The sequence below is a fragment of the Streptomyces sp. NPDC058198 genome (assembly GCF_042882605.1).
Lineage (GTDB): Bacteria > Actinomycetota > Actinomycetes > Streptomycetales > Streptomycetaceae > Streptomyces.
The window spans coordinates 350,159-375,537 of the sequence record NZ_JBHVVP010000005.1 but is presented as its reverse complement, the minus strand read 5'-3'; the positions used below and the strand labels follow the sequence as shown (position 1 = coordinate 375,537).

Sequence of the window (25,379 nt, the reverse complement as noted above, 5' to 3'; positions counted from 1 at the left end):
CGCTGGGCGGCGCCGACCTGACCGTTGCCCCCAGCCGTCCCCGCTCGTCCTCGACGAGCCGGCCAACCACCTCGACACTTCCGGCACCCCCCGCGAGGTCCTCACCGCCGAGCTGCTCGCGGCCGTCTACGGAGTGAAGGCCGAGGTCAGCACCCACCCCGTGACCGGCGCGCCGACCGTCGTCCACCTCCCGCCGTCCGCCTGACGAACGTCGATCGTCCGCCAGGCGAGATCACATGCCGGGCCGCGGACCGGGAATCGATACGATGAGCGCATGGTTTTCCACGACGTGAGCGACAAGACGCCGAGCACCCCGCTGCTCGTGGCGCGGCTGCACGTCGACCTGTGCCGCCTCGCCAGTGCCATCTGTACCGACAGCGCTGCCGGCTGAGCGACGGCCCCGAGCGCAGCTTTTCCGTTTCCGCACCACCCCCTCGCGCGGGGGCCCGAGCCGCGCGCCCGTCACGCCATCTCCCGAACAGGAGCCCATGTCATGGCCATCGAGGTCCGCATCCCGACCATCCTCCGCACGTACACCGACGGAGCCAAGGCCGTCGAGGCCACCGGTGACACGCTCTCCGAGCTGTTCGACGACCTCGAGACCCGGCACGCCGGCATCCGGGAGCGCCTCATCGACCCGGCCGCGGGCAACCAGCTCCGCCGCTTCGTGAACGTCTACCTGAACGACGAGGACGTCCGCTTCCTCGACGGCATCTCCACCAAGCTCGCCGACGGCGACAGCGTCACCATCCTCCCGGCCGTGGCCGGCGGCGCGCCCGACGCGCACACGGCCTGATGCGGTACGACTCGGCGCTGGCGGCGGTCGGCAACACGCCCCTGGTCGGGCTCCCGCGGCTGTCCCCCTCGGACACCGTCCGGATCTGGGCCAAGCTGGAGGACCGCAACCCGACCGGCTCGGTGAAGGACCGCCCCGCCCTGCACATGGTCGAGCAGGCCGAGAAGGACGGACGGCTCACGCCGGGCTGCACGATCCTGGAACCCACCAGCGGAAACACCGGCATCTCGCTCGCCATGGCGGCCAAGCTCAAGGGCTACCGCATCGTCTGCGTCATGCCGGAGAACACCTCCCAGGAGCGCCGCGACCTGCTCGCCATGTGGGGGGCGGAGATCGTCTCGTCCCCCGCGGCGGGCGGCTCCAACACGGCCGTACGGGTCGCCAAGGAACTGGCGGCCGAGAACCCCTCCTGGGTGATGCTCTACCAGTACGGCAACCCCGACAACGCGGGCGCGCACTACGCCACCACGGGCCCGGAGATCCTTGCCGACCTGCCCTCCGTCACCCACTTCGTGGCGGGCCTCGGCACGACGGGCACGCTGATGGGCGTCGGCCGCTTCCTGCGGGAGCGGAAGCCCGACATCAAGATCGTCGCCGCCGAGCCGCGCTACGACGACGTGGTCTACGGCCTGCGCAACCTCGACGAGGGCTTCGTACCCGAGCTGTACGACGCGTCCGTCCTCACCACGCGCTTCTCCGTCGGCTCCGCCGACGCGGTCACCCGTACCCGCGAACTCCTGCAGCAGGAAGGTATCTTCGCGGGCGTGTCCACCGGCGCCGCGCTGCACGCCGCGATCGGCGTGGGCAAGAAGGCGGTCAAGGCCGGCGAGAGCGCGGACATCGTCTTCGTCGTCGCGGACGGCGGCTGGAAGTACCTCTCCACGGGCGTCTACACGGCGGCCACCACGGAAGAAGCGATCGAAACGCTGCACGGCCAGCTCTGGGCGTAGGCCCTGTCGGGTCGATGTTCGCGGGCCGCCAGCCGGGCCGTCAGCGGGGCCGTCAGCCGGCCAGATGCCGGACCCGGTCCCACAGGGCCGGGTCCGCGGCTCCCGCGCGGCGGCGGAATTCCTTCAGCCGCACATCCCGCAGCTCGTTCGTCTCCAGGAAGCTCGGGCGCCCCCGGGTGTCACCCACCACATCGGGCGGCAGCGGAATCACCCCCGGCCGCTCGTCGTGGTTCTTCGTGGTGATCTTCGCGACCAGCACGGTCCCGCCCCGTACCGACAGCACCAGACACGGCCGGTCCTTGGACCCTGGCCCGTCCTCGAACGGCACGTCCGCCCACCAGATCTCGCCCGGCTGAGGCCGCGGCTTCCCCTTCGGCGTCCGCCGGGGCCCCGCGGGACGTCCCGACGGCCGGCCCGCCGGACGCCGCGTCGGCCGGCCCGGAGGGCGGCTCCGTCCGCCCGGACGGCGCGGGCCGCGGCCCCGTCCGTCCACCACCGAGGCGATCAGCGCGATCAGCACCACCGCGACCAGCGCGAGCCACCAGGACGTATCCATCCCCCGAAGGTACCGGCCCGCCGCCCGCGCCGCGCCCCCGCCTCATCCGGCCGCCCCGCCCGCCGCGACACACGTACACCGCCCGCGCGCCGGCCATCCGAACCGGTGACAGAGCAGGTGAGTTCGCACACAACGAGCCACTGTGGAGGAGCGACCAGCCCTTTCGCGCTTTACGCTCGACAAAAAACCGCACGACCCCCGTCGCCCCCCATCCATGCCACGGAGGTTCACGCTCCATGAAGCTCACCGTCGTCGGCTGTTCGGGTTCGTTCCCCTCCGTGGAATCGGCCTGCTCCAGCTACCTCGTAGAGGCCGACGGCTTCCGGCTGCTCCTCGACATGGGTAACGGCGCCCTTGGCGAGATGCAGCGCCACTGTGGTCTCTACGACCTCGACGCCATCTTCCTCAGCCATCTCCACGCGGACCACTGCATCGACATGTGCGGGTACTTCGTCGCCCGCTACTACCGCTTCGACGGCGGCCGCTGCGACGCCATTCCGGTGTACGGCCCTGAAGGCACCGAGCAGCGCCTCACCACCGCCTACGCGGACACCCCGACGGACAAGTCCATGAGCGAGGTGTTCGACTTCCACACACTCAAGCCGGGCTCCTTCGACATCGGCCCCTTCTCGGTCCGTACGGAGAAGGTCGCCCACCCCGTCGAGACCTTCGCCATCCGGATCGAGCACGGCGGCCGGTCGCTCACCTACTCGGGTGACACCGGAGTCTGCGAGCCGCTGGTCGAGCTAGCCGAGGACACCGACCTGTTCCTCTGCGAGGCCGCCTTCACCCACGGCAAGGAAGACATCCCCGGCCTCCACCTCAACGGCCGCGAGGCCGGCGCCCACGCCGCCCGCGCCCGGGCCCGCCGGCTCGTCCTCACCCACATCCCGCCCTGGACGGACGGCAAGCGGAACCTGGCGGACGCCCGCGAGGTATACGCGGGCCCGGCGGAACTGGCCTCCGCCGGTGCGGTCTACGACATCTGACCGGCCATCGCGCGACCGTGGGCCCGGCCGCTGTCAGCAACGGCCGGGCCCACGGTGGTGTGCGGTGTGAGGTGTGCAGTGTGAGGTGTGCAGCGTGTGGTGTGCGCGCGGGGCCTACTTGGCCTCGGCCTTCTGCAGCTCGGCGAGTTCCTCGTCGGACTCGCGGCCCGGCGTCGGGATGTTGAACTTGGTGATCGCGAAGCGGAAGACCACGTAGTAGACGACCGCGAAGCAGAGACCGACCAGCGCCAGACCCCATGGGTTGCTCGCGATGCCCAGGTTGAGGGCGAAGTCGACCGCACCGGCCGAGAAGCCGAAGCCGTCCTTCATGCCCAGCGCCCACGTCAGTGCCATGGAGACCCCGGTCAGCACGGCGTGGATCGCGTACAGCGCCGGCGCGATGAACATGAAGGTGAACTCGATCGGCTCCGTCACCCCGGTGACGAACGCGGTGAGCGCCAGCGAGAGCATCATGCCGCCGACGACCTTGCGGCGCTCGGGCCGGGCGCAGTGGGTGATGGCGAGGCAGGCGGCCGGGAGGGCGAACATCATGATCGGGAAGAAGCCGGTCATGAACTGGCCGGCCGTCGGGTCGCCCGCCAGGAAGCGGTTGATGTCGCCGCTCTTGCCCTCGAACGTGCCGGCCTGGAACCACGGGAAGGAGTTCAGCAGGTGATGCATGCCGACGGGGATCAGCGCCCGGTTGGCGACACCGAAGATGCCCGCGCCGACAGCGCCGGAACCGACCAGCCACTCACCGAAGTTGTGCAGGCCCGTGCCGAGGACCGGCCAGATGTAACCGAAGACGATGCCGATGACCAGGCCCGCGAAGGCGGAGAGGATCGGGACCAGCCGGCGGCCGCCGAAGAAGCCCGCCCAGTCCGGCAGCTTCGTCCGGTAGAACTTCTGGTAGAGCAGGGCGACCACGATGCCCATGACGACGCCGCCCAGGACCTTCGCGTCGACGGGCGCGCTGGTCATGACGATCTTGCCGTCCACCACCGTCGAAACCTTGGGCAGGTTGGAGTCGGTGAAGGTCGCCAGCACATTCTTGAAGACCAGATAGCCCGTGACGGCGGCGAGAGCGGTCGAACCGTCCGACTTCTTGGCGAAGCCGATCGCGATGCCGACGGCGAACAGCAGCGGCATGTTGTCCAGGATGGCGTTGCCACCCGCGGCCATGAAGCCGGCGATCTTGGTGATGAAAGCCGGGAACGAGTCGCGGCCGAGCATGTCGGGATTGCCGAGACGCACCAGCAGGGCGCCCGCGGGCAGCACGGCGACCGGCAGCATCAGGCTGCGGCCGATGCGCTGCATCACGGCCATCACGCCGCTGCCCCTCTTCTTGTCCGCCGTCGGGGCGGCCGTGGCCGTGGTCATCAACGTCCTCCAGTGGGCACGGCGCAGCCAGGGGACAGGAGAGAAAGGGGGGACGGCGGCGCCTCAGGAACGCGGCGCGCACGCCGCGTGGTCTACACCACTCAGTGGTGTAGACCAGTTGTAACACGGTAGGCGTGGCGTAAGGAACAGCCGCATTCTGTGGCCTGGGTCATAGTCCATCAAGCACGGCATAAGCCCCATGGGCCCGCGAAGATCCGCCGGACAGGGCCTAGGGCTTCGTGTTCTGCTGTTCGCCCTCCTCCTCCAGTTCCTCGGGCTCACGCCCGGGCGTGGGGAGGTTGAAGAGCGTGATCGCGATGCGGAAGACCACGTAATAGACGACCGCGAAACACAGGCCGATCGGAATGATCAGCCAGGGCTTGGTGTCGAGGTGCCAGTTGACGACATAGTCGATCAGGCCCGCCGAGAAGCTGAAGCCCGCGTGCACCCCGAGCGCCCAGGTGATCGCCATCGACGCTCCCGTCAGCAGCGCGTGCGCGCCGTAGAGCAGGGGCGCCGCGAACATGAAGGAGAACTCCAGCGGCTCGGTCACGCCGGTGACGAACGACGTGAGGGCGACGGAGATCATCAGCCCGGTGACCCTCTTGCGGTGCTCGGGACGCGCGCAGTGTGCGATGGCGAGCGCGGCCGCCGGCAGGCCGAACATCATGATCGGGAAGAAGCCGGACATGAACTGTCCTGCCGTGGGATCCCCGGCGAAGAACCGGGTCAGGTCGCCCCGTACGACGGTGCCGTCCGGCGTCGTGAACTCGCCGGCCTGGAACCAGAAGAAGGTGTTCAGGAACTGGTGCAGGCCGATGGGGATGAGCAGCCGGTTGGCGACGCCGAAGATGCCCGCGCCCCACGCGCCCAGATTGATCAGCTGCTTGGCGAACGCGGTCAGCGCGTCGCCCACGGGCTCCCACAGCAGCCCGAAGAGCACCCCGAGGACCAGGCAGATGAAGGCCATCAGAATCGGTACGAGGCGGCGGCCGTTGAAGAAGCCGAGCCAGTCGACCAGCCTCGTCCGGTGGAAACGCTGCCAGACGACCGCCGTCAGCAGCCCGATCAGAATGCCCCCGAGCACGCCGGGATTCTGCGGAACGCCGTCGGGGGTCGCCTTGGTCACCGAGCCGCCGGCCGGAAAAGCGGCCAGGACGTTGTGATAGACGAGAAAGCCGGCGACCGCGGCGAGCGCGGTGGAACCGTCCGCCTTCTTGGCGAAGCCGATCGCCACACCGATGCAGAAGAGCAGCGGCAGGCCGAACGCCCCGTCCAGGATCGCGGTGCCGCCCAGGCTGAACACCTTCGCGGTCCTGTCCCAGAACGGGCCGTGCAGATAGGCGGAGAAGAGATTGCCGAGGCTGACCAGCAGCCCGGCGGCGGGGAGGACCGCCACCGGGAGCTGGAGGCTGCGGCCGATCTTCTGGAGCCCCTGGAACAGTCCGTTCCACCATTTCTTCCGCGGCCCGGCCGGCCTCGTCGGTTCCGGCCCCGGGGCCGCCGTGCTGTCGGCGCTCATCCGTGTCCTCCCGTCCGGAACGAGGCGGCTGCGACAGTCGGTCTCCGACTGGTGTAGACCACTTGCGGTACGCTTCCGGAACCCGGCCACGGGCAGGGCGGACACCGGTCATCGCCATCATTCGGCACACGTCGGTCACCCGCCCGAGAAGATGGTCCAACCGTGCGTTACCGTGACGAAACAGACCAGAGCTGTTTGCCAGAGCTGTTTGAGAGTCAGGGAGAAAGACATGGCCACCAAGGCTGAGAAGATCGTCGCCGGGCTCGGCGGGCTCGACAACATCGAAGAGGTCGAAGGCTGCATCACCCGCCTCCGCACCGAGGTCGTGGACGCCTCCCTGGTCGACGAAGCGGCACTCAAGGCCGCCGGGGCGCACGGCGTGGTCAAGATGGGCACCGCGATCCAGGTCGTGATCGGCACGGACGCCGACCCGATCGCCGCGGACATCGAAGACATGATGTAAGCCCGGGCCCCTCTTTTTTAGGGGCTCGGTTCGCCGGGCGCGGGTCGCGGTGCGGGTGCGGGCCGTTCGTCGGGGTGCGGGTGCCGGGGGTTCCGGAGGTCCGTGTCCGGACTGCATGATTTACGGCGCCGTGCGGGTACGTTGTCGGGTGCGGCCTGTCGAGCGCCACAAATCACGCTCTACGTCCGGACACGCACCTCCTGCACCCCCGACTCCCTCCCGTCGTCACCCGGCCGTCCGTCGACAGTGGCGCCCGGAGGCGAACCGCGCCCCGGTGGGACTTCGGGCCCCGATAGGCTCGCGGTATGTCTCGAATCGACGGCCGCACCCCCGAACAGCTCCGTCCCGTCACCATCGAACGCGGATGGAGCAAGCACGCCGAGGGCTCCGTCCTCATTTCCTTCGGTGACACCAAAGTCTTCTGCACCGCCTCCGTCACCGAAGGCGTCCCCCGCTGGCGCAAAGGCAGCGGCGAAGGCTGGGTCACCGCCGAATACTCCATGCTTCCCCGCTCCACCAACACCCGCGGCGACCGCGAATCCGTACGCGGCAAGATCGGCGGCCGTACCCACGAGATCAGCCGCCTCATCGGCCGGTCCCTGCGCGCCGTCATCGACTACAAGGCGCTCGGCGAGAACACGATCGTCCTCGACTGCGATGTCCTCCAGGCCGACGGCGGCACCAGGACCGCGGCCATCACCGGCGCGTACGTCGCCCTCGCCGATGCCGTCGCGTGGGCCCAGGGCAAGAAGATCGTCAGGGCCGGCCGGCGCCCCCTCACCGGCACCGTCGCCGCCGTCAGCGTCGGCATCGTCGACGGCGCGCCGCTCCTCGACCTCTGTTACGAGGAAGACGTCCGCGCCGAAACCGACATGAACGTCGTCTGCACCGGCGACGGCCGCTTCGTGGAGGTCCAGGGCACGGCGGAGGCCGAACCCTTCGACCGCAAGGAACTGAACGCGCTCCTCGACCTCGCCACCGGCGGCTGCACCGACCTCGCCGCGCTCCAGCGGACGGCCCTGGACCAGACACTCGCCGGGTAAAGAAGCAACCAAGAAGTCCCCCGGGGGCGTCTCTACCCGCACGGGCGCACGGGCCGAACCGTGCGCCCGTCCGTACCCCTGGGGAGGAACCGCGCCATGTCCGCGCTCATACGGTCCGCGTCCACGTCCGCGCCTGTTCGCCGGCGCGTCGCGCTGGCCCTTTCCGCCGCCGCCCTCGCCCTGCCCCTCACCGTCGGCTGTGGCGCCCTCGACAAGGCGCTGGACTGCGTCCAGACCGCCGACGCCATCGCCACCAGCGTCGACAGCCTCCAGCAGGCCGTCTCCAACGCGGGGAACAACCCGCTCAAGGTCGACGAGGCCCTCGACGACATCGACAAGGAACTCGGCACTCTCCAGGACTCGACCGACAACGCCGACCTCAGCAAGGCTGTCGGCGACCTCGGCAAGAGCGTCGACAACGTCCGTACGTCCATCGAGAACGGCGACACCGCCCCCGACCTCACGCCCGTCACCGACGCCGCGTCGGAAATCGGCAAGGTCTGCACCCCCTGAGAGGCGCGGCGGGCGGGACCGATACTGGGGGCATGACCCGCCTGATCCTCGCCACCCGCAACGCCGGGAAAATCATCGAACTCGAGGCGATCCTCGCCGACGCCGGTCTGCCCCACGACCTCGTCGGCGCGGACGCCTACCCCGACATTCCCGACGTCAAGGAAACCGGCGTCACCTTCGCCGAGAACGCCCTGCTCAAGGCGCACACCCTCGCCGACGCCACCGGCCTCCCCGCCATCGCCGACGACTCCGGCCTCTGTGTCGACGTCCTCGGCGGCGCGCCCGGCATCTTCTCCGCCCGCTGGTCCGGCGCGCACGGCGACGACGCGGCCAACCTCGCTCTGCTGCTGGCCCAACTCGCGGACATCGCTCCGCCCCACCGCTCCGCCCACTTCGCCTGCGCGGCGGCGCTCGCTCTCCCCGACGGCACGGAACGGGTCGTGGAAGGCCGCCTCCTGGGCACGCTCCGCGAATCCCCGGTCGGCACGGGAGGCTTCGGCTACGACCCGATCCTCCAGCCGGAGGGCGAGACACGGACGTGCGCCGAACTGTCGGCGTCGGAGAAGAACGCGATCAGCCACCGCGGCAAGGCGTTCAGGGCACTGGTCCCGGTGATTCGCGAGCTGCTCGGCTGACCTCGGTACAGCCGGCCTCGGTAGAGCTGACCTCGGTATATACGGCGAAGGCCGGGCACACACGCGATGTGTGCCCGGCCTTCGGTTCCACGGTCAGTGCGGCCGGTGGGATTCGAACCCACACAGGATTTCTCCCAGATGCCCCTAAAACACCCGCCGATACCAGTTGGGCTACGGCCGCTCGCCGCCAGCCATGGTACTAGGCAGCAGGCTGTCGGGGCACGGGGCCGCACACTCCGCCCGTCGGTTCAGCTCTGGGCGGTGGGCCGGATGACGACTTCGTTGACGTCGACCTCCAGAGGCTGGGAGATGGCGTAGTTGATCGCCTCCCCGATCGCCGCGGCGGGGATCGCGATCTTCATCATGTCCCGGGCGGCCTCGCGCGCGCCGGGATCGCTGATGCCCTCGGTCAGCTCGCTGTGCGTCAGACCGGGGCTGATCACGGTGACCCGCAGGTCGCGGCTCTCCTGCCGGAGCCCCTCGGACAGGGCGCGGACGGCGAACTTGGTGGCGCTGTAGACGGCCGCGGTGGGGTCGACGCGGTGTCCCGAGACGGAAGCGATGTTCACGATGTGTCCCGCGCCCTGCGCGCGCATGGCGGGGAGTACGGCGGCGATGCCGTGCAGGACGCCGCGGAGGTTGACGTCGATCATGCGGTTCCACTCGTCTACCTTCAGTGCGTCCAGCGTCGACAGCGGCATGACGCCCGCGTTGTTGACCAGGACATCCACGCGCCCGTGCCGCTCGTGCGCGGCTCGGACGAAGGCTTGCACGCTGTCCAGGCTGGTCACGTCCAGCTCGTGGTGGTCGGCGCTGCCGCCGATGGACCGGATGTCCTCGGCGATGGCGGCGATACGGTCGGTGCGGCGGGCGCCGAGGACCACCCGGTGGCCCGCCGCGGCAAGGCGTCGCGCGGTGGCCTCGCCGATCCCGCTGCTCGCCCCGGTGATCAGGACAACCTTGCTGTCGACGGTGGCGGTGGCGGTGGACGGGACAGTCATGAAATACCCCTTCGAAAACCCCGGCGGACGCCGGACGCGGTGGTGATCCGTCGCGGGCTTCGAGCATGGCCCGGATCCCGCCGGTGGGGCAGGACGAGGCTTCCTGGGTGCGGCACACCTAGGAAGGGACGAACGGAACGGACGACGTACGCTTTCGAAATGAGCGGGTACGGACTGGGCGAGTTCCTGAATGCGCGGCGCTCCGGGTTGCAGCCCGCGGACGTGGGGCTGCCGGGCTCCGGACCGCGGCGGGTCGCCGGGCTGCGGCGCGAGGAGGTCGCCGTCCTGGCCGGGGTCAGCGCGGACTACTACGCCCGGCTGGAACAGGGCCGGGAACGCAGTCCCTCGGGTCAGGTCGTCGACGCCCTCGCGCGAGCGCTGCTCCTGGACTCGGACGCCCGCTGGCACGCCTACCGGCTCGCCGGCCTCGTACCGAAGCCCGTCTCCACCGACCTGCCGGACGAGGCCGACCCCGCTCTCCGCGGTCTGATGGACGCCTTCCCCACGGCGGCGGCCTACATCATCAACCGCCGTCTCGAGGTCCTCGCGTCGAACGCGCTGGCCGACGCCCTGCTCTCCTCACTGGTGGATCCGCACCGCGTGGTCCGCTCCCTCTTCCTGGACCCCGCCGCCCGGGAGCTGTACGCGGACTGGCAGACCGTCGCGCGGTGCGCGGCCGAGGTCCTGCGGCTGGCCGCGGGACACCACCAGAGCGATTCCGGGATCGCCGTGGTCGTCGAGGAACTCCTCGACTGCAGCGACGAGTTCGAGGCGCTGTGGCGAGCCCATGGGGTCAGCGGCATCGGCCGCAGGTCCAAGACCTTCAACCACCCGGAGGTGGGCCGGATCAGGCTCACCTACCAGTCCTACGACGTCCAGGGTGCGCCGGGACAGCACCTGCTGGTCGGCACCGCCGAGCCGGGCAGCGCGGACGCCGACTCCCTCGCCCTCCTCGGCTCCCTGAGCGCCGTGCGGCGGACGAACGGGTCATAAGGCCCGGGCGTTGACCAGTTCGGCCGCTTCCGCCTCCGTCGCGACCGACGGCGGGGAGCCCGCCAGGGGCTGCCGGGCTGTTTCCTTCATGCAGGCCACCGAGACCACACCCACCAGCGCCGCCGCCATGGCGTAGTACGCCGGCATCAGGTTGTCGCCGGTGAGGCTGATCAGGCCCGTGATCACCAGCGGGGTCGTACCGCCGAAGAGGGACGCGGAGAGGTTGTAGCCGACCGAGAGCGCGCCGTACCTGACCTCCGTCGGGAACAGCGCGGGGAGCGCCGCCGACATCGTGCCGAGGAGGCAGACCAGGGACAGGCCCAGCATCAGCATGCCCGACGTGATCGCCGGGATACTGCCCTGTCCGATCAGCAGGAACGCCGGGAGCGAGAGGAAGAGGAACCCGAGCATGCCGGTCATCAGCAACGGCTTGCGGCCGAAGCGGTCGCTGAGCCTGCCGACCCGGTTGATGATCAGCATCAGGAAGACCATGACGCCCAGCAGGATGACCAGCCCGTGGGTCTCGCTGTAGCCGAGTTCGTCCGAGAGGTACGTCGGCATGTACGACAGCAGCATGTAGTCCGTGATGTTGTACGCGCCGACCAGCGCGACGCACAGGATCAGCGCCGGCCAGTACTGCCGGAAGATCCTGGTGAGGTCGCCCCTTGTGGTGGAGTCCTCCGGGTCCGGCGCCTCGGAGCCGCGCGCGCTGTCCGCCTCCAGCCTCTGGAAGGCGGGGGTCTCGTCGAGCCGCAGTCGCAGATACAGGCCGACCAGCCCGAGCGGCCCGGCGACCAGGAACGGGACGCGCCAGCCCCACGAGTCCATGGCGTCGGCGCCGAGCCCGGCGTGGAGCGCGGTGACCAGGCCCGCCGCCCCGACGTACCCGGCGAGGGTGCCGAACTCCAGGAAGCTGCCGAAGAAACCCCGGCGCTTGTCGGGGGCGTACTCCGCGATGAACGTGGACGCGCCGCCGTACTCGCCGCCGGTGGAGAAGCCCTGGACCAGCCGGAAGAAGATCAGCAGGACGGGGGCCCAGAAGCCGATCGTCGCGTACGACGGGATCAGGCCGATGGCGAAGGTGCCGATCGCCATCAGGATCATGGTCAGGGCGAGCACCTTCTTGCGGCCGATCCTGTCCCCCATCGGGCCGAAGACCATGCCGCCGACCGGCCGTACGAGGAACGCGACGGCGAAGGTCGCGAAGGAGGAGAGCAACTCGATCGTCGGATTCCCCGACGGGAAGAAGACGCGTCCGATAGTGACGGCCAGATAGCTGTAGATGCCGAAGTCGAACCACTCCATGGCGTTGCCCAGGGCGGCGGCCTTCACGGCCCGCCTGACCGCTCGCTCGTCGGTCACGGTGATGTCGGACCGGCGCAGCCGCGGGGTGTGTTCCTGCCCGGCCATGGCGTGCGGTCCTTTCCTCGACAGACCGAAGCCCCACCGGAGCGGGACTTCGGTCGCACGGCCGAAGGTGGCGGCCCGGACAGGGCCTAGATGCCGAGATCCTTGATGATCTTGGCGACATGGCCGGTGGCCCGCACGTTGTAGAGGGCCTGCTCGACCTTGCCCTCCTCGTCGACGACGATCGTCGAGCGGATCACGCCGGTCACGGTCTTGCCGTACATCTTCTTCTCGCCGAAGGCGCCGTACGTTTCGAGCACGGCCTTCGAGGGGTCGCCGACCAGGGTGACCTTGAGGCTCTCCTTCTCGCGGAACTTCGCGAGCTTCTCCGGCTTGTCCGGTGACACACCGATGACGTCGTAGCCGGCGCCGGCGAGCAGGTCGAGGTTGTCGGTGAAGTCGCAGGCCTGCTTGGTGCAGCCGGGGGTAAGCGCCGCTGGGTAGAAGTAGACGATGACCTTGCGGCCCTTGTGGTCCGCGAGCGATACGTCCTTGCCGTCCGCGTCGGGCAGGGTGAAGGCGGGGGCGGTGTCGCCGGGCTGGAGTCGCTCGCTCATGGTTCTCCTCGGTCGAGGTCGGGGTGTACGTGGCCGAGCGTAATCGGGGGTGCCGCCGGGTGCGGGGGCGGCGGAGCTGACAGACTGTCGATGAAGTATTGACGAAGGACCAACCGGACACGACGACGGAGGCAGCGCGGTGTCGGATTCCAGGACCCCGGCGCAGATCGAGGCGGACATCGTCCGCAGGCGCCGGCAGCTCGCCGAGACGCTCGACGAGATCGGGGTGCGGGTGCACCCGAAGACGATGGTCGGCGATGCGAAGGCCCGGGTGGCTGCCAGTGTGGATCACACGGCAGGGCGCGCATTCGTCGCCGTGAACAGAACGGTGTCGGGTGTGCGGGCGCAGTTCATCGGGATCGACGGCGGCCCGCGGCTGGAACGGCTGGTTCCGGTGGCGCTGGTCGTGGCCGGTGTCGTGGGGCTGCTCGCGGTGTCGATGAGGCGGCGCCGGGCCTGATACGGCCCTGGCGCGGGCCCGCGCGGCCGCCGTTCTGACGACCCCTGTGGCGTACGGCGCGGCCGCGGGCAGGTAGGTTCTGGGGCGTGAGCGAGAACACCCACGACAAGCTGCCCATCCGGATGCTCCATGACCGTGTGCTGGTCAGGACGGACATCCCGGAGGGCGAGCGGCGTTCCTCCGGCGGCATCCTCATTCCCGCGACGGCGGCGGTCGGCCGGCGGCTGGCCTGGGCCGAGGTGGTGGCCGTGGGGCAGAACGTACGGACGGTGAAGCCGGGGGACCGGGTGCTGTACGACCCCGAGGACCGCGCCGAGGTCGAGGTGCGCGGGGTGGCGTACGTACTGATGCGGGAGCGCGATCTGCACGCGGTCGCGGCGGACCGCTTCGAGGGGTCGGACGACTCCACGGGGCTCTATCTGTAGCCGTGCGCGCTGCTGCGGCGACTGGTCCGCAGCGCGTGGGGCGAGGCCTGGTGACCATGGTCACCAGGCCTTTTCGCTGCCCTCCCGGCGCCTTTTGCTACGGTGGAACGACCCCGACGAGACGCGCCGTACCGGGTGAACGGAAAGACGACGCACCTGTTGTCCGCGTTCATTTCGTGTCGGAGGTGCCGTCATGGCCTGGGTTCTGCTTCTTGTCGCCGGTCTGCTCGAAGTGGGCTGGTCGATCGGGATGAAGTACACCGACGGGTTCACCCGGCTGTGGCCGAGCCTGTTCACCGGGGCGGGGATCGTCGCGAGCATGCTGCTGCTGTCACAGGCCGCGAGGACACTGCCGATCGGTACTGCGTACGGCGTGTGGGTCGGTATAGGCGCGGCCGGTGCGGCGGTGCTCGGCATGGTGGTGCTGGGTGAGCCGGCGACCGCCGCCCGGATCTTCTTCGTCTGTCTGCTGCTGGTGGCCGTGGTGGGGCTGAAGGCGACATCAGGGCACTGACGCGGACTCAATGCCCTGGACCGGCGGCTGGGGTGGGTCCGGGGGCGGGTCCGGCGGCGGGGCCGAAGCCGAAGCCGGGGCCCTGCGTGCCGTTGTCGGACCGGGATCCGTTGCCCGTACCCCCCTCGCCGCCGTCGCCCGTTCCGCCACCGGTATTGGTGCCCCCGGTGGCCGCTCCGCCGCCTGTCTGACCTTGCGTCTGGCCCTGTGTCCTGCCCTGGAACTGACCCTGGGTCGCCTGACCCTGGGTCTGGCCCTGCGGCGGGGGCCGGGACTGGCCGCCGTCCGTGGCGCCGCCACCCGTCCGGCCCTGGTTCTGGCCGCCGTTGCTCTGCCCCTGCGTGCTCTGTCCCTGTGACTGGCCCTCGCTGTCGGCCCCCGGTGAATCCTGGGGCCGGTCGGGCTGCTCCGACTGCTCCTCGTCCGCGGGCGCCACCTCCTCCGCGCCGTCCTCCAGCCGCAGGTCGAAATCCCGCACCTCGGTGCCGCTGAGGGCGGCTGCCGTGAACTGGCCCCAGATCTCGGCGGGCGCCCCGCCACCGTTGACCCTGGCCTCGCCCATCGCCCCGTACAGCGATTTCTGCTGCGCGGTCTCCGGATCGGCGCCCATGATCGCGACGACTGTGGCCAGGTTGGGCGTGTAGCCGGCGAACCAGGCCGCCTTGTCGTCCTCCGCCGTGCCGGTCTTGCCCGCCGCGGGGCGGCCGGCGGACTGGGCGGCGGTGCCCGAGCCGCCCTCGACGACGCTCGTCAGCATGGACGTGGTGGTGTCGGCGGCCGCGCGGCTGATGGCCTGCTTCGTCTTCTGCTTGGGCAGCGCCACGGCCCTGCCGTTCTTGCTGACCTTCTCGACCATGACGTACCTGCCGTGCGCGCCGTGGTTGGCGAGGGTCGCGTACGCCTCCGCCATGTCCAGGGCGCTCGGGGTGGACGGGCCGAGCGCGATGGACGGGGAGGCCGTCAGGTCGGGGGTGGTCTTGGGCAGGCCGAGGGCGATGGCGGTCTTCCTGACCGTCGCCGGGCCGACATCCTGGGCCATCTGCGCGTAGACGGCGTTGACGGACTTGTCCGTGGCGGTTCTGACGGGGATGGGACCGTAGTCGACGTCGTCCTCGTTCGAGGGGGCGTAGCCGGTGGATCCCTCCGGGCCCTCGACCATGTGCATGTTGTCGCCGTCGTAGAGGGTGTTCGGGGTGATGCGCGTGCCGTCCTGGGTCTGGGAGCCGTGCTCGACGGCGGCGGCGAAGACGAACGGCTTGAAGGTGGAGCCGACCTGGTAATCGCGTCGGGTGGCGTTGTTGACGTACTGCTTGGTGTAGTCGATACCGCCGTACATGGCGACGACCTTGCCGGTCTCCGGTTCGATGGAGACGCCGCCGACGCGCACATTGCGGTCGGCCGCGCGGCTGCTGTCGAGCTTGGAGGTGACCTGGTCCCTGACGGCTCTGCCGAAGGCGTCCTGTTTCTTCCTGTGCAGCGTGGTGGTGATCCGGTAGCCGCCGGCGGCGAGCGTGTTCTCCTCGATGATCTTGTTGCCGGTGAGATAGTCCTCGACGGCCTGGACGATATAGCCGCGCTGTCCGGAGAGCCCGATGGTGGAGGGCCTGATTTTGCCGGGGACGGGGAAGCTCATCTCGGACCGGTCGTCCTCACTGAGCCACTCCTCCTTGACCATGCCGTCGAGGACGTAGTTCCAGCGGGCGAGGGCGGCCGTCTCGTTCTCGGGGTGGACGACGACGTCGAATTCGCTGGGGGCGTTGAGCAGTGAGGCCAGATAGGCGCCCTCGGCGGTGGTGATCTCCTCGATGTCCTTGCCGTAGTAGGACTGGGCGGCGGCCTGGATGCCGTACGCGTTGCGGCCGAAATAACTGGTGTTGAGATAGCCCTGAAGGATCTGTTCCTTGCTCTCCTCGCGATTGAGTTTGATCGCGATGAAGAATTCCTTGGACTTGCGGATGATGGTCTGTTCCTGGCCGAGGTAGTAATTCTTGACGTACTGCTGGGTGATGGTGGAGCCGCCCTGGGTGCCCTTGCCGATCACGGTGTTCCAGGCGGCGCGGGCCATGCCCTGGAGATCGACGGCGGGCTCGTTGTAGAAGCCGCGGTCCTCGGCGGCGAGTACCGCCCGCTGCACGGACTCGGGCACCTGGGTGAGCCGGATGCTCTCGCGGTTGATCTCACCGTCGCGGGCGATCTGGCTGCCGTCCTGGTACAGGTACACATTGGACTGGGCGGTGGCCGCGGCGTTGGCGGGCGGGATGTCGACGAGCATGTAGCCCGCGACGAGAACGCCGATCAGGACGAGCCCGCAGAACAGGAACCCACCGAGCAGTATCCGCCAGGTGGGGAGGAGCCTGCGCCAGCCGGTACGGCGGGGACGCTTGCCCTTCGTGCCGCTCGTTTCCTTCTTCCCCTTCGTGGCCTTCTTGGCCCGCCCGCCCCGCGGAAAGGACGCGGGTCCGGTGGCGGAGGGATCCCGTGGGGCCCAGCCCTGCTGCTGTGGCTCGTCGCTCATGTGTGTGGAAACTCCTCGGCCGCGGCCGGGGGTTCGCTCTCCGGCATAACGGTGTCGTATCAGGCGATTCGCCATACATCCTCAAGAAACGCTGTGCAACCCCAGGAAACACGTCCAGAACGGGCAAGCGGCGGCAGCTGGATATTCGGTCGCGAGGCCTGACCCCCGTGGACTAGGGTCGTGCGCTTTGGTGCCGGGCGGGCGCCGAGTGAGTTCCGGGCGAGGGGAGGGGACTGTTGTGCGGCTGTATGCCGTGGTGGCCGCAGGTGGGTTCCGTCGCTATGCGACGTACCGCGTGGCCACATTCGCAGGTGTGTTCACCAATACGGTTTTCGGCTTCATCGTGGCGTACGCCTATACCGCTCTTTGGGATGAACGTCCGCAGCTCGGTGGCTACGACCTCTCCCAGGCTGTCACCTATGTGTGGCTGGGCCAGGCGCTGCTGATGACGTGCGCGATGCTGGGCGGCGGCTTCGAGGACGAGCTGATCGAGCGGATCCGTACCGGCGCCATCGCCGTCGACCTCTACCGCCCCGCCGACCTCCAGCTGTGGTGGATGGCCGGGGACCTGGGCCGGGCGGCCTTCCATCTGCTGGGCCGCGGCATCCTCCCGATGGTCCTCGGATCGTTCGCCTTCGACCTCGCGTTGCCGGCGAATCCGCTGGTCTGGGTGGCGTTCCTGGTCTCCGTGGCGCTCGGCGTCGTGGTCAGCTTCGCGATCCGCTTCCTGGTCGCCCTGTCCGCGTTCTGGCTGATGGACGGGGCGGGGGCGCAGCAGATGGCGATGCTGGTGGGGATGTTCTTCTCCGGGCTGCTGCTGCCCCTCAATCTCTTCCCCGGTCTGCTGGGCGAGGTCGCGCGGGCGCTGCCCTGGTCCTCGCTGCTCCAGGTCCCGGCGGATGTCTTCTTCGGCAAACACACCGGGTGGGGCCTGGCCGGGGCGTACGCGTTCCAGGCCGGCTGGGCGGTGGCCCTGCTGGCGGCCGGCCGGGCGCTCCAGACCGTCGCGACACGGAGGGTGGTGGTCCAGGGTGGCTGAGGAGGCGTCAGAGCCGATGACTGAAGGGCCGATGTCCGGGGAGCCAATGTCTGGAGAGCCGGCGGCTGTGGATTCCGCGGAGCTGTGGATTCCGCGGCTGTCGCGCCGGGAGGCCCTGCGCGACGGCCTGCGGGCGTACGGCCTCATCGTGGCGATGTGGATGCGCTCGACGATGGCGTACCGCGCGTCCTTCGCGATGACGGCCTTCGGGAACTTCGCGGCGACCGCCTTCGACTTCGTGACGATCCTGCTGATGTTCTCCCATGTCGACGCCCTGGGCGGCTACTCGCTGCCCGAGGTGGCCTTTCTGTACGGGACGTCCGCCACCGCCTTCGGGCTCGCCGATCTGCTGCTCGGGTCGATGGACCGGCTGGGCCGCCGGGTGCGTGACGGCACGCTCGACACGCTGCTGCTGCGGCCCGTGCCCGTACTGGCGCAGGTGGCGGCGGACCGGTTCGCGCTGCGGCGGCTCGGCCGGGTCCTCCAGGGGCTGCTGGTGCTGGTCTACGCCCTGGTGGCGCTGGACATCGACTGGACGGCGGTGCGGGTGCTGCTGGTCCCGATGATGCTGCTGAGCGGGGCGGCGATCTTCGCGGCGGTGTTCGTGGCGGGCGCGGCGTTCCAGTTCTGGGCGCAGGACGCCTCGGAGGTGCAGAACTCGTTCACGTACGGCGGGACGACGCTGTTGCAGTATCCGCCGACGGTCTTCGCGAAGGACCTGGTGCGCGGGGTGACGTTCCTGGTGCCGCTGGCCTTCGTCAACTGGATGCCGGCGCTCTATGTCCTGGGCCGCGAGGACCCGTTGGGGCTGCCGGACTTCGTGGCGTTTCTGCCGCCGGTGGTCGCGGTGGTGTGCTGCGCGCTGGCCGGGGTCGCGTGGCGGCTGGGGCTTCGGTCGTACCGCAGTACGGGGAGCTAGCGGGGGTCGGCAGATGGCGGGGGCACGGGCAGGGGGCACGGGCAGGGCACGGGCTGGTCGTAGGAGAGCCGGATGGAGTGGAGCGTTCATGAGCACGGATGTCACAGGTGTCACCGACGCCACGGGCGGGGTCGCGGATTTCATCGAGCTGGACGGGATCGAGAAGGTCTTCGACGTCCGGCGCAGGGTGGGCCTGCTGCGCCGTGAGAAGCATCAGGTGCGGGCCGTCGACGGCATCAGCTTTCGGGTGCCGCGCGGCGAGATGGTCGGCTACATCGGCCCCAACGGCGCCGGAAAGTCCACCACCATCAAGATGCTCACGGGCATTCTGACCCCGAGCGGCGGCCGGCTGCGGGTCGCGGGCATCGATCCGTCCCGGGAGCGTACGAGGCTGGCGCAGCGCATCGGCGTGGTCTTCGGGCAGCGCACCACGCTGTGGTGGGACCTGCCGCTGATCGACTCGTACCGGCTGATGCACCGGATGTACCGCGTCCCGGACGCGCGGTTCCGGGTGAATCTGGAGCGCTGCGTCGAACTCCTCGACCTGGGCGAGCTGTTGGACGTTCCCGTACGGCAGCTGTCGCTCGGCCAGCGGATGCGCGGCGATATCGCGGCGGCGCTGCTGCACGACCCCGAGGTGCTGTATCTGGACGAGCCGACCATCGGGCTCGATGTGATCTCCAAGGCCAAGGTCAGGGAGTTCCTGCGGGATCTGAACGCGGAGCGCGGTACGACGGTGCTCCTGACGACACACGATCTGACCGATATCGAGCAGCTCTGCAAGCGCGTGATGGTCATCGACCACGGCAAGCTGCTGTACGACGGTGCGCTGGCCGGGCTGCACGAGGTGGGCGAGAGCGAACGGACGCTCGTCGTCGACCTGGAGCGCGAACTTCCGCCGATCGAACTGCCGGGCGCGCGTGCGGTGAAGGTGGAGGGGCCGCGACAGTGGCTGTCCTTCCCCGCGACGGAGTCCGCGGCGCCGCTGGTCGCCCGGATCGCGGCGGAGTATCCACTCATGGACCTGTCGGTGCGGGAGCCGGACATCGAGGCCGTCATCGCCAAGATGTACGCGGACCGATCTGCTGTGTGACGGAGGCCGCACCCTTGACTAGGCTGTCCGCATGACGAGCGAACGGTCTGAGACGCGTGCTTCCGATGCCGAGCGTGAACGGATCGCGGAGCGGCTGCGCGAGGCCGTCGCCGAGGGGCGACTCGACATGGAGGAGTTCGACGAACGCCTGGATGCCACCTTCAAGGCGCGCACCCATGGCGAGTTGGCGCCGCTGGTGAGCGACCTGCCCGCGCCGGGAACGACGACGGACGTGGCGCTCGCCCCCGAATCGGGTGGCTGGGCCGACCGGATCGGCCGGGAGCAGGCCACCTCCAAGGGAGCCTTCGCGTTCTGGGGCGGCTTCGGACGCAAGGGCACCTGGACGGTGGGCCGTAAGTTCACGGCGGTCGTCTTCCAGGCGGGCGGCGAGATCGATCTGCGCGAGGCGCGGTTCGAGGACCGCGACGTCGTGATCCGCTGCTTCACGATCATGGGCGGGGTCCATGTCACCGTACCGCCGGACATGGAGGTCGAGGTCAGGGGCTTCGGTCTGATGGGCGGCTTCGGCGAGGTGGGCGAGCGGCAGGTCAGCCCCGGGTCGCCGCGCGTGATCATCACCGGCTTCGCGCTGATGGGCGGGGTCGGGGTGGAGCGCAAGGTGCGGGAGTCGGAGAAGCGCCGCCTCAAGGAGGAGCGCAAGCGGCAGCGCCTGGAGAAGAAGGCGGACCGCAAGGAGCTGGACTGACGGGCCCGCCTGAGTAGCCGGGCCGGCCGACGGGGAGGCCCCGTCCGGTTCCGAACTCCCGTCCGGCTCGGAACTCCGGACTACCCTCCTGTCGCGCGGCGTTACAGCTGGGCCGGGGCCTTGTCGTCCAGGGCCTGGAGGTCGAGGTAGCGGCCCATCGCCCGGTAGCCGGCGTCGCTCGGGTGCAGGCCGTCGCCGGAGTCGTACACCGGCCTGAGCCGGTCGGGGGCGTACGGATCGCGCAGCGCCCGGTCGAAGTCCACGACATCGTCGAAGACCCGGCCCGAGCGGATCTCCTCGTTGACCCGGTCGCGTACGGACTCGGTGACCGCGTTGTACCCGCGGTGCGCGCCGAACGGCGTCAGCGTCGAGCCGACGACGCGCACCCCGCGGGCGTGCGCCTGCCGGGTGAGCTCCGTGAGCCCGGCCGTGATCCTGGCGGGGTCGGTCTCGCCGCTGCGCAGGATGTCGTTGATGCCGAGGTCGATGACGACGGTCTTGACGCCCGCCCGGCCGAGGACATCGCGCCCGAAGCGCGCGATACCGCTCGCGCCGTTTCCGTGACCCGCCGCGTCCCACAGGACACGGTTCCCGCTGATGCCCTCGTTGAGCACACCGATGTGCTGGTCGCGCAGCCGGGCCGCCAGGATGTCGGGCCAGCGGCGGTTCGCGTCCTGGCTGGAGCGGAGGCCGTCGGTGATCGAGTCGCCGAAGGTGACGATCGCGCCCCGCGCCTCGCGGTTGAGCACGTCGACGGCCGTGAGATAGCGCCAGACCGTGGTCGGTTCGGTGTACGCGGCTCCGTCGAGGTCCTGCGTACGGTCACCGGTCGCGAGGTACGAGGTCTGCAGCGCGTGCGGGTGGTACGTGACGGGCCCGCTGGGCGTCGGCGTGTAGAGCGTGACCAGCAGATCGCCGCCATACGGCACCCGCAGCGGCACCGGGTCGCTGGTGATCTGGCCGCCGGGCGGCAGGGTCACGGCCGGACCGCGGCCGAAGGTGAGCTGTCGCATGGTCCCGGCGACGGCTTCGGCGCTGCTCGCGCCGCCCCGGCTTCCCTGGCCGACTGCGACCGAGGCGCGGCCGATCAGCAGGGCGCTGGGGCTGTAGAGGTTGGAGAGGGTGATCCGGACGCTGGTGCCGCCGATGCTGGTGTGGACGACGTTACGGATGGAACGCCCGGGGTGACCGATGGGTGCGCCGGGTTCGGCCCCGGCGGGTGCGGCGGCCCAGGTGCCGGTCCAGGCGTCGGCGGAGGCGGGCGCCGCCCTCCCCACGGGCGTACGGCCCTGAGTACGGGCATCCCGCGAGCCGTCGGCCGGGCTGCCCCGGCCCGTACCCGGCCCGGAGGTCGTGCCCGAGGCCGTGCTCAGGCCGTTCTCCAGCAGGCCGTATCCGGCGATGATCGCGCCGCATACCAGCGCCACTACCCCCACAAGCGCCCCGAGCAGGGCAAATCCGCGATGTCTGGTCATGGCCCCCGTGTCCCCTCCCACCTACGTACAGAACACATCATCCGGCATCGCGCGGGAACTCGACGTCCGCCCCGGGAGTACCCCAGGGAGAGACAATGCGTACGGGTGGATCTGGGCACGACGCGTACGCGGACGGGTGGAGCGGATGGAACGTACGAATCCGAACAGAGCGGTGGAAGCCGGAGCTGGTGGCGGCACCGGCGGCACCGGCGGCGGCGCGGGGTCTCCGGGGGCGCCTACGCCGTCCGGGTCGCCGGGCTCGTCCGGCCCGCCAGGCCCGTCCGGCCCGTCCGGCTCTTCGGGTAAGCGCTCCCCCTTGGCGTCGTTCTCGTACACGGCCGCCGACGAGGAGAAGCGGCGCGGTGTCCGCCGTATGAAGACCACCGCCACCGGTCTGCTGCTGCTGGTGGCCCTGATCTATGTCCTCGCCACCTGGGCGAGGAACTCCGGCGTCGAGGGCTGGACCGGCTATGTCGCGGCGGCGGCGGAGGCGGGCATGGTGGGTGCGCTGGCCGACTGGTTCGCGGTGACGGCGCTCTTCCGGCGCCCCCTCGGCCTGCCCATCCCGCACACCGCGATCATCCCGAACAAGAAGGACCAGCTGGGCGCCTCGCTCGGCGCGTTCGTCGGGGAGAACTTCCTCTCGGCCGACGTCGTGAGGGCCCGGCTGCGCGCCCTCGGCATCGGTCGCCGGCTCGGTTCCTGGCTGGCCGAACCCGCCCATGCCGACCGGGTCACCGCCGAGCTGTCCACGGCGCTTCGGGGCGCGCTGACCGTCCTGCGCGACTCGGATGTCCAGGCGGTCGTCGGCGAGGCCATCACCCGCCGCGCCGACGCGGTGGAGGTCGCCCCCGGCATCGGCAAGACCCTGGACAAGGTCGTCGCCGACGGTGCCCACCACCGTGCCGTGGACCTGATCTGCTCCCGCGCGCACGACTGGCTGGTGCTCCACGGCGACTCGGTCATGGACGCGGTCCAGGGCGGGGCGCCCGGCTGGACGCCGCGGTTCGTCGACCGGAAGGTCGGCGACCGCGTCTACAAGGAACTGCTGCGCTTCATCACGGAGATGCGCGACATGCCCGCGCATCCGGCGCGCGGCGCCATCGACCGCTTCCTGCGGGACTTCGCGGCCGACCTCCAGTCCGACACGGACACCCGGGCCCGCGTCGAACGCCTGAAGTCGGAGCTGCTGGCCCGGCCCGAGGTGCAGGACATCATCGCGTCGGCCTGGTCCTCCGTACGCGCCATGATCATGTCCGCCGCGGAGGACGACCGCAGCGAACTGCGCCTGCGGGCGCGGGCCTCGCTGCTGTCCCTGGGCGCGCGCCTGGCGACGGACGACCGGCTGCAGGCGAAGCTGGACGGGTGGATCGAGGACGCGTCGGCGTACGTCGTCTCCACGTACCGCGGCGAGATCACCTCCCTGATCTCGGACACGGTCGCGAGCTGGGACGCCGACGACACCTCCAAGAAGATCGAGGCGCACATCGGCCGCGACCTCCAGTTCATCCGTATCAACGGCACGGTGGTCGGTGCGCTGGCCGGTCTGGTGATCTATACGATCTCCCGCGCGCTGGGCGCGTAAGCCACGGCCTTTCCCCGCCACGGTTTCCCCTCATGGCTCCTAGAGCGGTCCCCAGGTCCGTGCGCGCTCCCTGAGGCGGTCGTGGACGAGGGCGACGGCCGGATTGGCGAGACCGCCCGGCCGGGTGGCCAGGTAGAGGGTGTTCAGCGGCGCGGCCTCGGGCTGGTGAAGCACCTCGACCGAGCCGGTGGTGAGGGCCGGGTCGGCGAGATAGCGGGGGAGTACGGACACGCCCGCGCCGGCGATCACCGAGGCCAGCACGGCGCGCAGGTCGGGCACCACCACGGATACGGCGTTGGGCGGGCGGCGGCCGAACTCGCTGCGCCAGTAGCGCCGGATGATCGGCAGCTCCTCGCCGTACGCGACGAGCGACAGATGCGCCAGCGCCTTCACCGGCTCCTCGGCCAGGCGCGCGGCATCGATCGTGCGCGCCAGAGCCGGCGGGCCGACCAGCAGGAACTCCTCGTCGACGAACGGCGTCGCCACGAGGTTCCTGACGTCCGGGCGTACCGCCGAGACCACCAGGTCGAGGCGCGCGTTCACCAGCGCGGACAGCAGATCCTCCGCGAGGCCGAGAGTGACGCGCAGCCGAAGTCCCCGGCCGGTCAGCGGGGCCAGCGCGGGCAGCACGCGCGCGGTCATCAGCTCAGCGGCGCCGCCGATGTCGAGGCTGCCCAGGTCGGCGGCGTGATCCGGGCCGGAGGCGAGCGCGTGACGCAGCTGGTCGAGGGGCACACCGACGCGCCGTGCCAGTTCGTCGCCCCGGGCGGTGGGGCTCACCCCCTGCCGGGACCGTACGAACAGGGGCCCGCCGAGCTGCTCCTCCAGCCGCGCGAGCCGTCCGCTCACGGCGGGCTGCGTCAGTCCCAGCCTGGACGCGGCGGCGGTGATCGACCCGCCCCGGTGGATCTCCAGGAAGGCCGACAGCAGATCAAGATCGCGCACGCAACCCTCTTTCCATAAGGAAAGTTATGACGCGCGGAATCTTAACGGATGAATTTTGATGGTGGCCGCGGTTGTCCCCACTGTCGCGGGTAAGCCGCGAAGGGGCGGCGGTCACCGAATCCGCCCGGAACCGAGAAGGAACCGAGGAACACCTCATGGCAAAGATCCTGATGGTCATCTCCGCAGCTGACAGCCTGACGATGGCCGACGGCACGGCTCACCCCACCGGCTACTGGGCGGAGGAGGTCGCGGCCTCGCACCAGGTGCTGACCGACGCCGGGGTGCGGGTCGACATCGCCACCCCGGGAGGTGCTGTCCCCACTGTCGACCCGATCAGCCTCGATGAGCGCGGCGGGGTGGCGGAGGCCGACGCGAAGCGGTTCGGCGCGTACCTCGACTCGCTCGCGGACGTACTCGCAGACCCGCTGGTCCTGGCCGAGGTCTCGGCGGCCGACTACGACGCCGTGTACATCCCCGGCGGACACGGCCCGATGGCCGACCTCGCATACGACGCCGACCTCGGCCGGCTGCTCGACGAGACCGACCGGGCCGGCCGGATCGTCGCCGCCCTCTGCCACGGCCCTGCGGGTCTGCTCAGCGCGGTCCGGGAGGACGGCAGCTTCGTCTTCGCCGGCCGCACGCTCACCACGTTCACCGACGAGGAGGAGCACCAGGGCGGAGTGGGCGATGCCGCGCCGTACTTCGTCGAGGCGAAGCTGCGCGAGCGCGGCGCGGTCATCGACGCGGGCCCGGCCTGGACGAGCAAGGTCGTCGTCGACGGCAACCTCATCAGCGGCCAGAACCCGCAGTCGAGTGTCGACACGGCGAACCGGGTGCTCGCGGCGCTGAAGGCCTGACGGCGTCGGGGCCCGGACCAGGTCGTCCGGGCCCCGCGCCC

General features: G+C 70.1%; 27 protein-coding genes, 1 tRNA gene, 1 pseudogene and 1 riboswitch. Of the genes and pseudogenes, 19 read left to right on the top strand and 10 right to left on the bottom strand.

Annotated elements, in window-relative coordinates; genetic code table 11:
- Positions 1-31: 31 nt before the first annotated feature.
- The 4 genes and pseudogenes from ACFVWW_RS20640 to ACFVWW_RS20625 all read left to right on the top strand — a co-directional run.
- Positions 32-205: pseudogene (locus tag ACFVWW_RS20640) on the top strand (histidinol phosphatase); the annotation flags it as partial.
- A gap of 69 nt (positions 206-274) precedes the next feature.
- The gene (locus ACFVWW_RS20635; protein ID WP_384185023.1) at positions 275-391 is read left to right on the top strand and encodes a putative leader peptide; all 117 of its coding nucleotides are present in this window, start codon (positions 275-277) and stop codon (positions 389-391) included.
- 102 nt (positions 392-493) lie between these two features.
- Positions 494-796, top strand: coding sequence for a MoaD/ThiS family protein (locus tag ACFVWW_RS20630; protein ID WP_384185021.1), 303 nt, complete (start codon positions 494-496; stop codon positions 794-796).
- The gene (locus tag ACFVWW_RS20625; protein WP_384185018.1) at positions 796-1,746 is read left to right on the top strand and encodes a PLP-dependent cysteine synthase family protein; all 951 of its coding nucleotides are present in this window, start codon (positions 796-798) and stop codon (positions 1,744-1,746) included. The genes ACFVWW_RS20630 and ACFVWW_RS20625 overlap by 1 nt, the downstream gene beginning before the upstream one ends.
- A gap of 52 nt (positions 1,747-1,798) precedes the next feature.
- On the opposite strand, the gene ACFVWW_RS20620 is transcribed toward ACFVWW_RS20625, so the two are convergent.
- A complete protein-coding gene (locus ACFVWW_RS20620) occupies positions 1,799-2,302 on the bottom strand; it encodes a type II toxin-antitoxin system PemK/MazF family toxin (protein ID WP_384185015.1) in 504 nt (167 codons plus the stop codon).
- A gap of 236 nt (positions 2,303-2,538) precedes the next feature.
- Here ACFVWW_RS20620 and ACFVWW_RS20615 point away from each other — a divergent pair, with 236 nt between their 5' ends.
- Positions 2,539-3,291: an MBL fold metallo-hydrolase gene (locus ACFVWW_RS20615; RefSeq protein ID WP_384185012.1), complete on the top strand. Its 753-nt coding sequence runs from the start codon at positions 2,539-2,541 to the stop codon at positions 3,289-3,291.
- A 114-nt stretch (positions 3,292-3,405) separates the two neighbouring features.
- Here the strand turns inward: ACFVWW_RS20615 and ACFVWW_RS20610 are convergent, their stop codons facing one another.
- On the bottom strand, positions 3,406-4,671 hold the full coding sequence (locus ACFVWW_RS20610) for a PTS transporter subunit EIIC (RefSeq protein WP_384332665.1): 1,266 nt from the start codon (positions 4,669-4,671) through the stop codon (positions 3,406-3,408).
- A gap of 229 nt (positions 4,672-4,900) precedes the next feature.
- A complete protein-coding gene (locus ACFVWW_RS20605) occupies positions 4,901-6,193 on the bottom strand; it encodes a PTS transporter subunit EIIC (RefSeq protein WP_384185007.1) in 1,293 nt (430 codons plus the stop codon).
- 229 nt (positions 6,194-6,422) lie between these two features.
- On the opposite strand from ACFVWW_RS20605, the gene ACFVWW_RS20600 reads away from it, so the two are divergent.
- The 4 genes from ACFVWW_RS20600 to rdgB all read left to right on the top strand — a co-directional run bounded on the left by ACFVWW_RS20600 (position 6,423) and on the right by rdgB (position 8,847).
- Positions 6,423-6,656, top strand: coding sequence for a PTS glucose/sucrose transporter subunit IIB (locus ACFVWW_RS20600; RefSeq protein ID WP_319678156.1), 234 nt, complete (start codon positions 6,423-6,425; stop codon positions 6,654-6,656).
- A gap of 305 nt (positions 6,657-6,961) precedes the next feature.
- Positions 6,962-7,699 carry a ribonuclease PH gene (rph, locus tag ACFVWW_RS20595; RefSeq protein WP_384185004.1) on the top strand — a complete coding sequence of 246 codons (738 nt, stop codon included), beginning with the start codon at positions 6,962-6,964 and terminating at the stop codon, positions 7,697-7,699.
- A 96-nt stretch (positions 7,700-7,795) separates the two neighbouring features.
- Positions 7,796-8,212 (top strand): hypothetical protein, encoded by a 417-nt coding sequence (locus ACFVWW_RS20590; protein WP_386877675.1) that lies wholly within the window; start codon positions 7,796-7,798, stop codon positions 8,210-8,212.
- A 32-nt stretch (positions 8,213-8,244) separates the two neighbouring features.
- Complete coding sequence (gene rdgB, locus ACFVWW_RS20585) at positions 8,245-8,847, top strand: RdgB/HAM1 family non-canonical purine NTP pyrophosphatase (protein WP_384332671.1); 603 nt, start codon at positions 8,245-8,247, stop codon at positions 8,845-8,847.
- Between the two features lie 97 nt (positions 8,848-8,944).
- Here rdgB and ACFVWW_RS20580 read toward each other — a convergent pair.
- Together ACFVWW_RS20580 and ACFVWW_RS20575 are read right to left on the bottom strand one after the other, a co-directional pair.
- Positions 8,945-9,028: transfer RNA gene (locus tag ACFVWW_RS20580), tRNA-Leu, on the bottom strand.
- A 67-nt stretch (positions 9,029-9,095) separates the two neighbouring features.
- Positions 9,096-9,848: an SDR family oxidoreductase gene (locus tag ACFVWW_RS20575; RefSeq protein WP_386877674.1), complete on the bottom strand. Its 753-nt coding sequence runs from the start codon at positions 9,846-9,848 to the stop codon at positions 9,096-9,098.
- A 159-nt stretch (positions 9,849-10,007) separates the two neighbouring features.
- Between ACFVWW_RS20575 and ACFVWW_RS20570 the strand changes: the two genes are divergently transcribed.
- Positions 10,008-10,841, top strand: coding sequence for a helix-turn-helix transcriptional regulator (locus ACFVWW_RS20570; RefSeq protein WP_386877673.1), 834 nt, complete (start codon positions 10,008-10,010; stop codon positions 10,839-10,841).
- Here the strand turns inward: ACFVWW_RS20570 and proP are convergent.
- Positions 10,836-12,251, bottom strand: coding sequence for a glycine betaine/L-proline transporter ProP (proP, locus tag ACFVWW_RS20565; protein ID WP_386877672.1), 1,416 nt, complete (start codon positions 12,249-12,251; stop codon positions 10,836-10,838). The two genes, ACFVWW_RS20570 and proP, sit on opposite strands and share 6 nt — an antisense overlap.
- Before the next feature lie 86 nt (positions 12,252-12,337).
- The gene (gene bcp / locus ACFVWW_RS20560; RefSeq protein WP_386877671.1) at positions 12,338-12,805 is read right to left on the bottom strand and encodes a thioredoxin-dependent thiol peroxidase; all 468 of its coding nucleotides are present in this window, start codon (positions 12,803-12,805) and stop codon (positions 12,338-12,340) included.
- Between the two features lie 139 nt (positions 12,806-12,944).
- Between bcp and ACFVWW_RS20555 the strand changes: the two genes are divergently transcribed.
- From ACFVWW_RS20555 to ACFVWW_RS20545, 3 genes are all read left to right on the top strand, one after another.
- Entirely contained in the window at positions 12,945-13,265 is a 321-nt protein-coding gene (locus ACFVWW_RS20555; RefSeq protein WP_384184986.1) for a DUF3618 domain-containing protein, read from the top strand.
- Positions 13,266-13,387: 122 nt separating this feature from the next.
- On the top strand, positions 13,388-13,690 hold the full coding sequence (locus tag ACFVWW_RS20550; RefSeq protein ID WP_384185071.1) for a GroES family chaperonin: 303 nt from the start codon (positions 13,388-13,390) through the stop codon (positions 13,688-13,690).
- A gap of 91 nt (positions 13,691-13,781) precedes the next feature.
- Positions 13,782-13,847: riboswitch (guanidine-III (ykkC-III) riboswitch) on the top strand.
- Between the two features lie 36 nt (positions 13,848-13,883).
- Positions 13,884-14,204: a DMT family transporter gene (locus ACFVWW_RS20545; RefSeq protein WP_384184983.1), complete on the top strand. Its 321-nt coding sequence runs from the start codon at positions 13,884-13,886 to the stop codon at positions 14,202-14,204.
- Between the two features lie 7 nt (positions 14,205-14,211).
- Here the strand turns inward: ACFVWW_RS20545 and ACFVWW_RS20540 are convergent, their stop codons facing one another.
- On the bottom strand, positions 14,212-16,719 hold the full coding sequence (locus tag ACFVWW_RS20540; protein WP_386877670.1) for a transglycosylase domain-containing protein: 2,508 nt from the start codon (positions 16,717-16,719) through the stop codon (positions 14,212-14,214).
- A gap of 238 nt (positions 16,720-16,957) precedes the next feature.
- Here ACFVWW_RS20540 and ACFVWW_RS20535 point away from each other — a divergent pair, with 238 nt between their 5' ends.
- The 4 genes from ACFVWW_RS20535 to ACFVWW_RS20520 all read left to right on the top strand — a co-directional run bounded on the left by ACFVWW_RS20535 (position 16,958) and on the right by ACFVWW_RS20520 (position 20,476).
- Positions 16,958-17,758, top strand: a complete 801-nt coding sequence (locus ACFVWW_RS20535; RefSeq protein WP_384184977.1) for an ABC transporter permease — start codon at positions 16,958-16,960, stop codon at positions 17,756-17,758.
- A gap of 67 nt (positions 17,759-17,825) precedes the next feature.
- The gene (locus ACFVWW_RS20530; RefSeq protein WP_389679886.1) at positions 17,826-18,677 is read left to right on the top strand and encodes an ABC transporter permease; all 852 of its coding nucleotides are present in this window, start codon (positions 17,826-17,828) and stop codon (positions 18,675-18,677) included.
- 88 nt (positions 18,678-18,765) lie between these two features.
- On the top strand, positions 18,766-19,770 hold the full coding sequence (locus ACFVWW_RS20525) for an ATP-binding cassette domain-containing protein (protein WP_384332686.1): 1,005 nt from the start codon (positions 18,766-18,768) through the stop codon (positions 19,768-19,770).
- 31 nt (positions 19,771-19,801) lie between these two features.
- Positions 19,802-20,476, top strand: a complete 675-nt coding sequence (locus ACFVWW_RS20520; RefSeq protein ID WP_384184968.1) for a DUF1707 domain-containing protein — start codon at positions 19,802-19,804, stop codon at positions 20,474-20,476.
- Positions 20,477-20,577: 101 nt separating this feature from the next.
- Here ACFVWW_RS20520 and ACFVWW_RS20515 read toward each other — a convergent pair whose 3' ends face one another.
- The gene (locus tag ACFVWW_RS20515; protein ID WP_386877668.1) at positions 20,578-21,951 is read right to left on the bottom strand and encodes an SGNH/GDSL hydrolase family protein; all 1,374 of its coding nucleotides are present in this window, start codon (positions 21,949-21,951) and stop codon (positions 20,578-20,580) included.
- A 145-nt stretch (positions 21,952-22,096) separates the two neighbouring features.
- On the opposite strand from ACFVWW_RS20515, the gene ACFVWW_RS20510 reads away from it, so the two are divergent.
- On the top strand, positions 22,097-23,536 hold the full coding sequence (locus ACFVWW_RS20510) for a DUF445 domain-containing protein (protein WP_386877667.1): 1,440 nt from the start codon (positions 22,097-22,099) through the stop codon (positions 23,534-23,536).
- Between the two features lie 39 nt (positions 23,537-23,575).
- Here ACFVWW_RS20510 and ACFVWW_RS20505 read toward each other — a convergent pair whose 3' ends face one another.
- The gene (locus tag ACFVWW_RS20505; RefSeq protein ID WP_384332695.1) at positions 23,576-24,481 is read right to left on the bottom strand and encodes a LysR family transcriptional regulator; all 906 of its coding nucleotides are present in this window, start codon (positions 24,479-24,481) and stop codon (positions 23,576-23,578) included.
- A gap of 155 nt (positions 24,482-24,636) precedes the next feature.
- Between ACFVWW_RS20505 and ACFVWW_RS20500 the strand changes: the two genes are divergently transcribed.
- Complete coding sequence (locus ACFVWW_RS20500) at positions 24,637-25,338, top strand: type 1 glutamine amidotransferase domain-containing protein (protein WP_386877666.1); 702 nt, start codon at positions 24,637-24,639, stop codon at positions 25,336-25,338.
- Positions 25,339-25,379: the final 41 nt, after the last annotated feature.

Bases quoted from the DNA above. Each gene is read 5' to 3' on its own strand.
- rph (WP_384185004.1), top strand. From the start codon at position 6,962: ATGTCTCGAATCGACGGCCGCACCCCCGAACAGCTCCGTCCCGTCACC.
- proP (WP_386877672.1), bottom strand. From the start codon at position 12,251: ATGGCCGGGCAGGAACACACCCCGCGGCTGCGCCGGTCCGACATCACC.
- ACFVWW_RS20500 (WP_386877666.1), top strand. From the start codon at position 24,637: ATGGCAAAGATCCTGATGGTCATCTCCGCAGCTGACAGCCTGACGATG.
- ACFVWW_RS20620 (WP_384185015.1), bottom strand. From the start codon at position 2,302: ATGGATACGTCCTGGTGGCTCGCGCTGGTCGCGGTGGTGCTGATCGCG.
- ACFVWW_RS20545 (WP_384184983.1), top strand. From the start codon at position 13,884: ATGGCCTGGGTTCTGCTTCTTGTCGCCGGTCTGCTCGAAGTGGGCTGG.
- ACFVWW_RS20615 (WP_384185012.1), top strand. From the start codon at position 2,539: ATGAAGCTCACCGTCGTCGGCTGTTCGGGTTCGTTCCCCTCCGTGGAA.
- ACFVWW_RS20605 (WP_384185007.1), bottom strand. From the start codon at position 6,193: ATGAGCGCCGACAGCACGGCGGCCCCGGGGCCGGAACCGACGAGGCCG.
- ACFVWW_RS20525 (WP_384332686.1), top strand. From the start codon at position 18,766: ATGAGCACGGATGTCACAGGTGTCACCGACGCCACGGGCGGGGTCGCG.
- ACFVWW_RS20610 (WP_384332665.1), bottom strand. From the start codon at position 4,671: ATGACCACGGCCACGGCCGCCCCGACGGCGGACAAGAAGAGGGGCAGC.
- ACFVWW_RS20600 (WP_319678156.1), top strand. From the start codon at position 6,423: ATGGCCACCAAGGCTGAGAAGATCGTCGCCGGGCTCGGCGGGCTCGAC.
- ACFVWW_RS20575 (WP_386877674.1), bottom strand. From the start codon at position 9,848: ATGACTGTCCCGTCCACCGCCACCGCCACCGTCGACAGCAAGGTTGTC.
- ACFVWW_RS20630 (WP_384185021.1), top strand. From the start codon at position 494: ATGGCCATCGAGGTCCGCATCCCGACCATCCTCCGCACGTACACCGAC.
- ACFVWW_RS20510 (WP_386877667.1), top strand. From the start codon at position 22,097: ATGGAACGTACGAATCCGAACAGAGCGGTGGAAGCCGGAGCTGGTGGC.
- rdgB (WP_384332671.1), top strand. From the start codon at position 8,245: ATGACCCGCCTGATCCTCGCCACCCGCAACGCCGGGAAAATCATCGAA.
- ACFVWW_RS20515 (WP_386877668.1), bottom strand. From the start codon at position 21,951: ATGACCAGACATCGCGGATTTGCCCTGCTCGGGGCGCTTGTGGGGGTA.
- ACFVWW_RS20625 (WP_384185018.1), top strand. From the start codon at position 796: ATGCGGTACGACTCGGCGCTGGCGGCGGTCGGCAACACGCCCCTGGTC.
- ACFVWW_RS20550 (WP_384185071.1), top strand. From the start codon at position 13,388: ATGCTCCATGACCGTGTGCTGGTCAGGACGGACATCCCGGAGGGCGAG.
- ACFVWW_RS20570 (WP_386877673.1), top strand. From the start codon at position 10,008: ATGAGCGGGTACGGACTGGGCGAGTTCCTGAATGCGCGGCGCTCCGGG.
- bcp (WP_386877671.1), bottom strand. From the start codon at position 12,805: ATGAGCGAGCGACTCCAGCCCGGCGACACCGCCCCCGCCTTCACCCTG.
- ACFVWW_RS20635 (WP_384185023.1), top strand. From the start codon at position 275: ATGGTTTTCCACGACGTGAGCGACAAGACGCCGAGCACCCCGCTGCTC.
- ACFVWW_RS20540 (WP_386877670.1), bottom strand. From the start codon at position 16,719: ATGAGCGACGAGCCACAGCAGCAGGGCTGGGCCCCACGGGATCCCTCC.
- ACFVWW_RS20590 (WP_386877675.1), top strand. From the start codon at position 7,796: ATGTCCGCGCTCATACGGTCCGCGTCCACGTCCGCGCCTGTTCGCCGG.
- ACFVWW_RS20520 (WP_384184968.1), top strand. From the start codon at position 19,802: ATGACGAGCGAACGGTCTGAGACGCGTGCTTCCGATGCCGAGCGTGAA.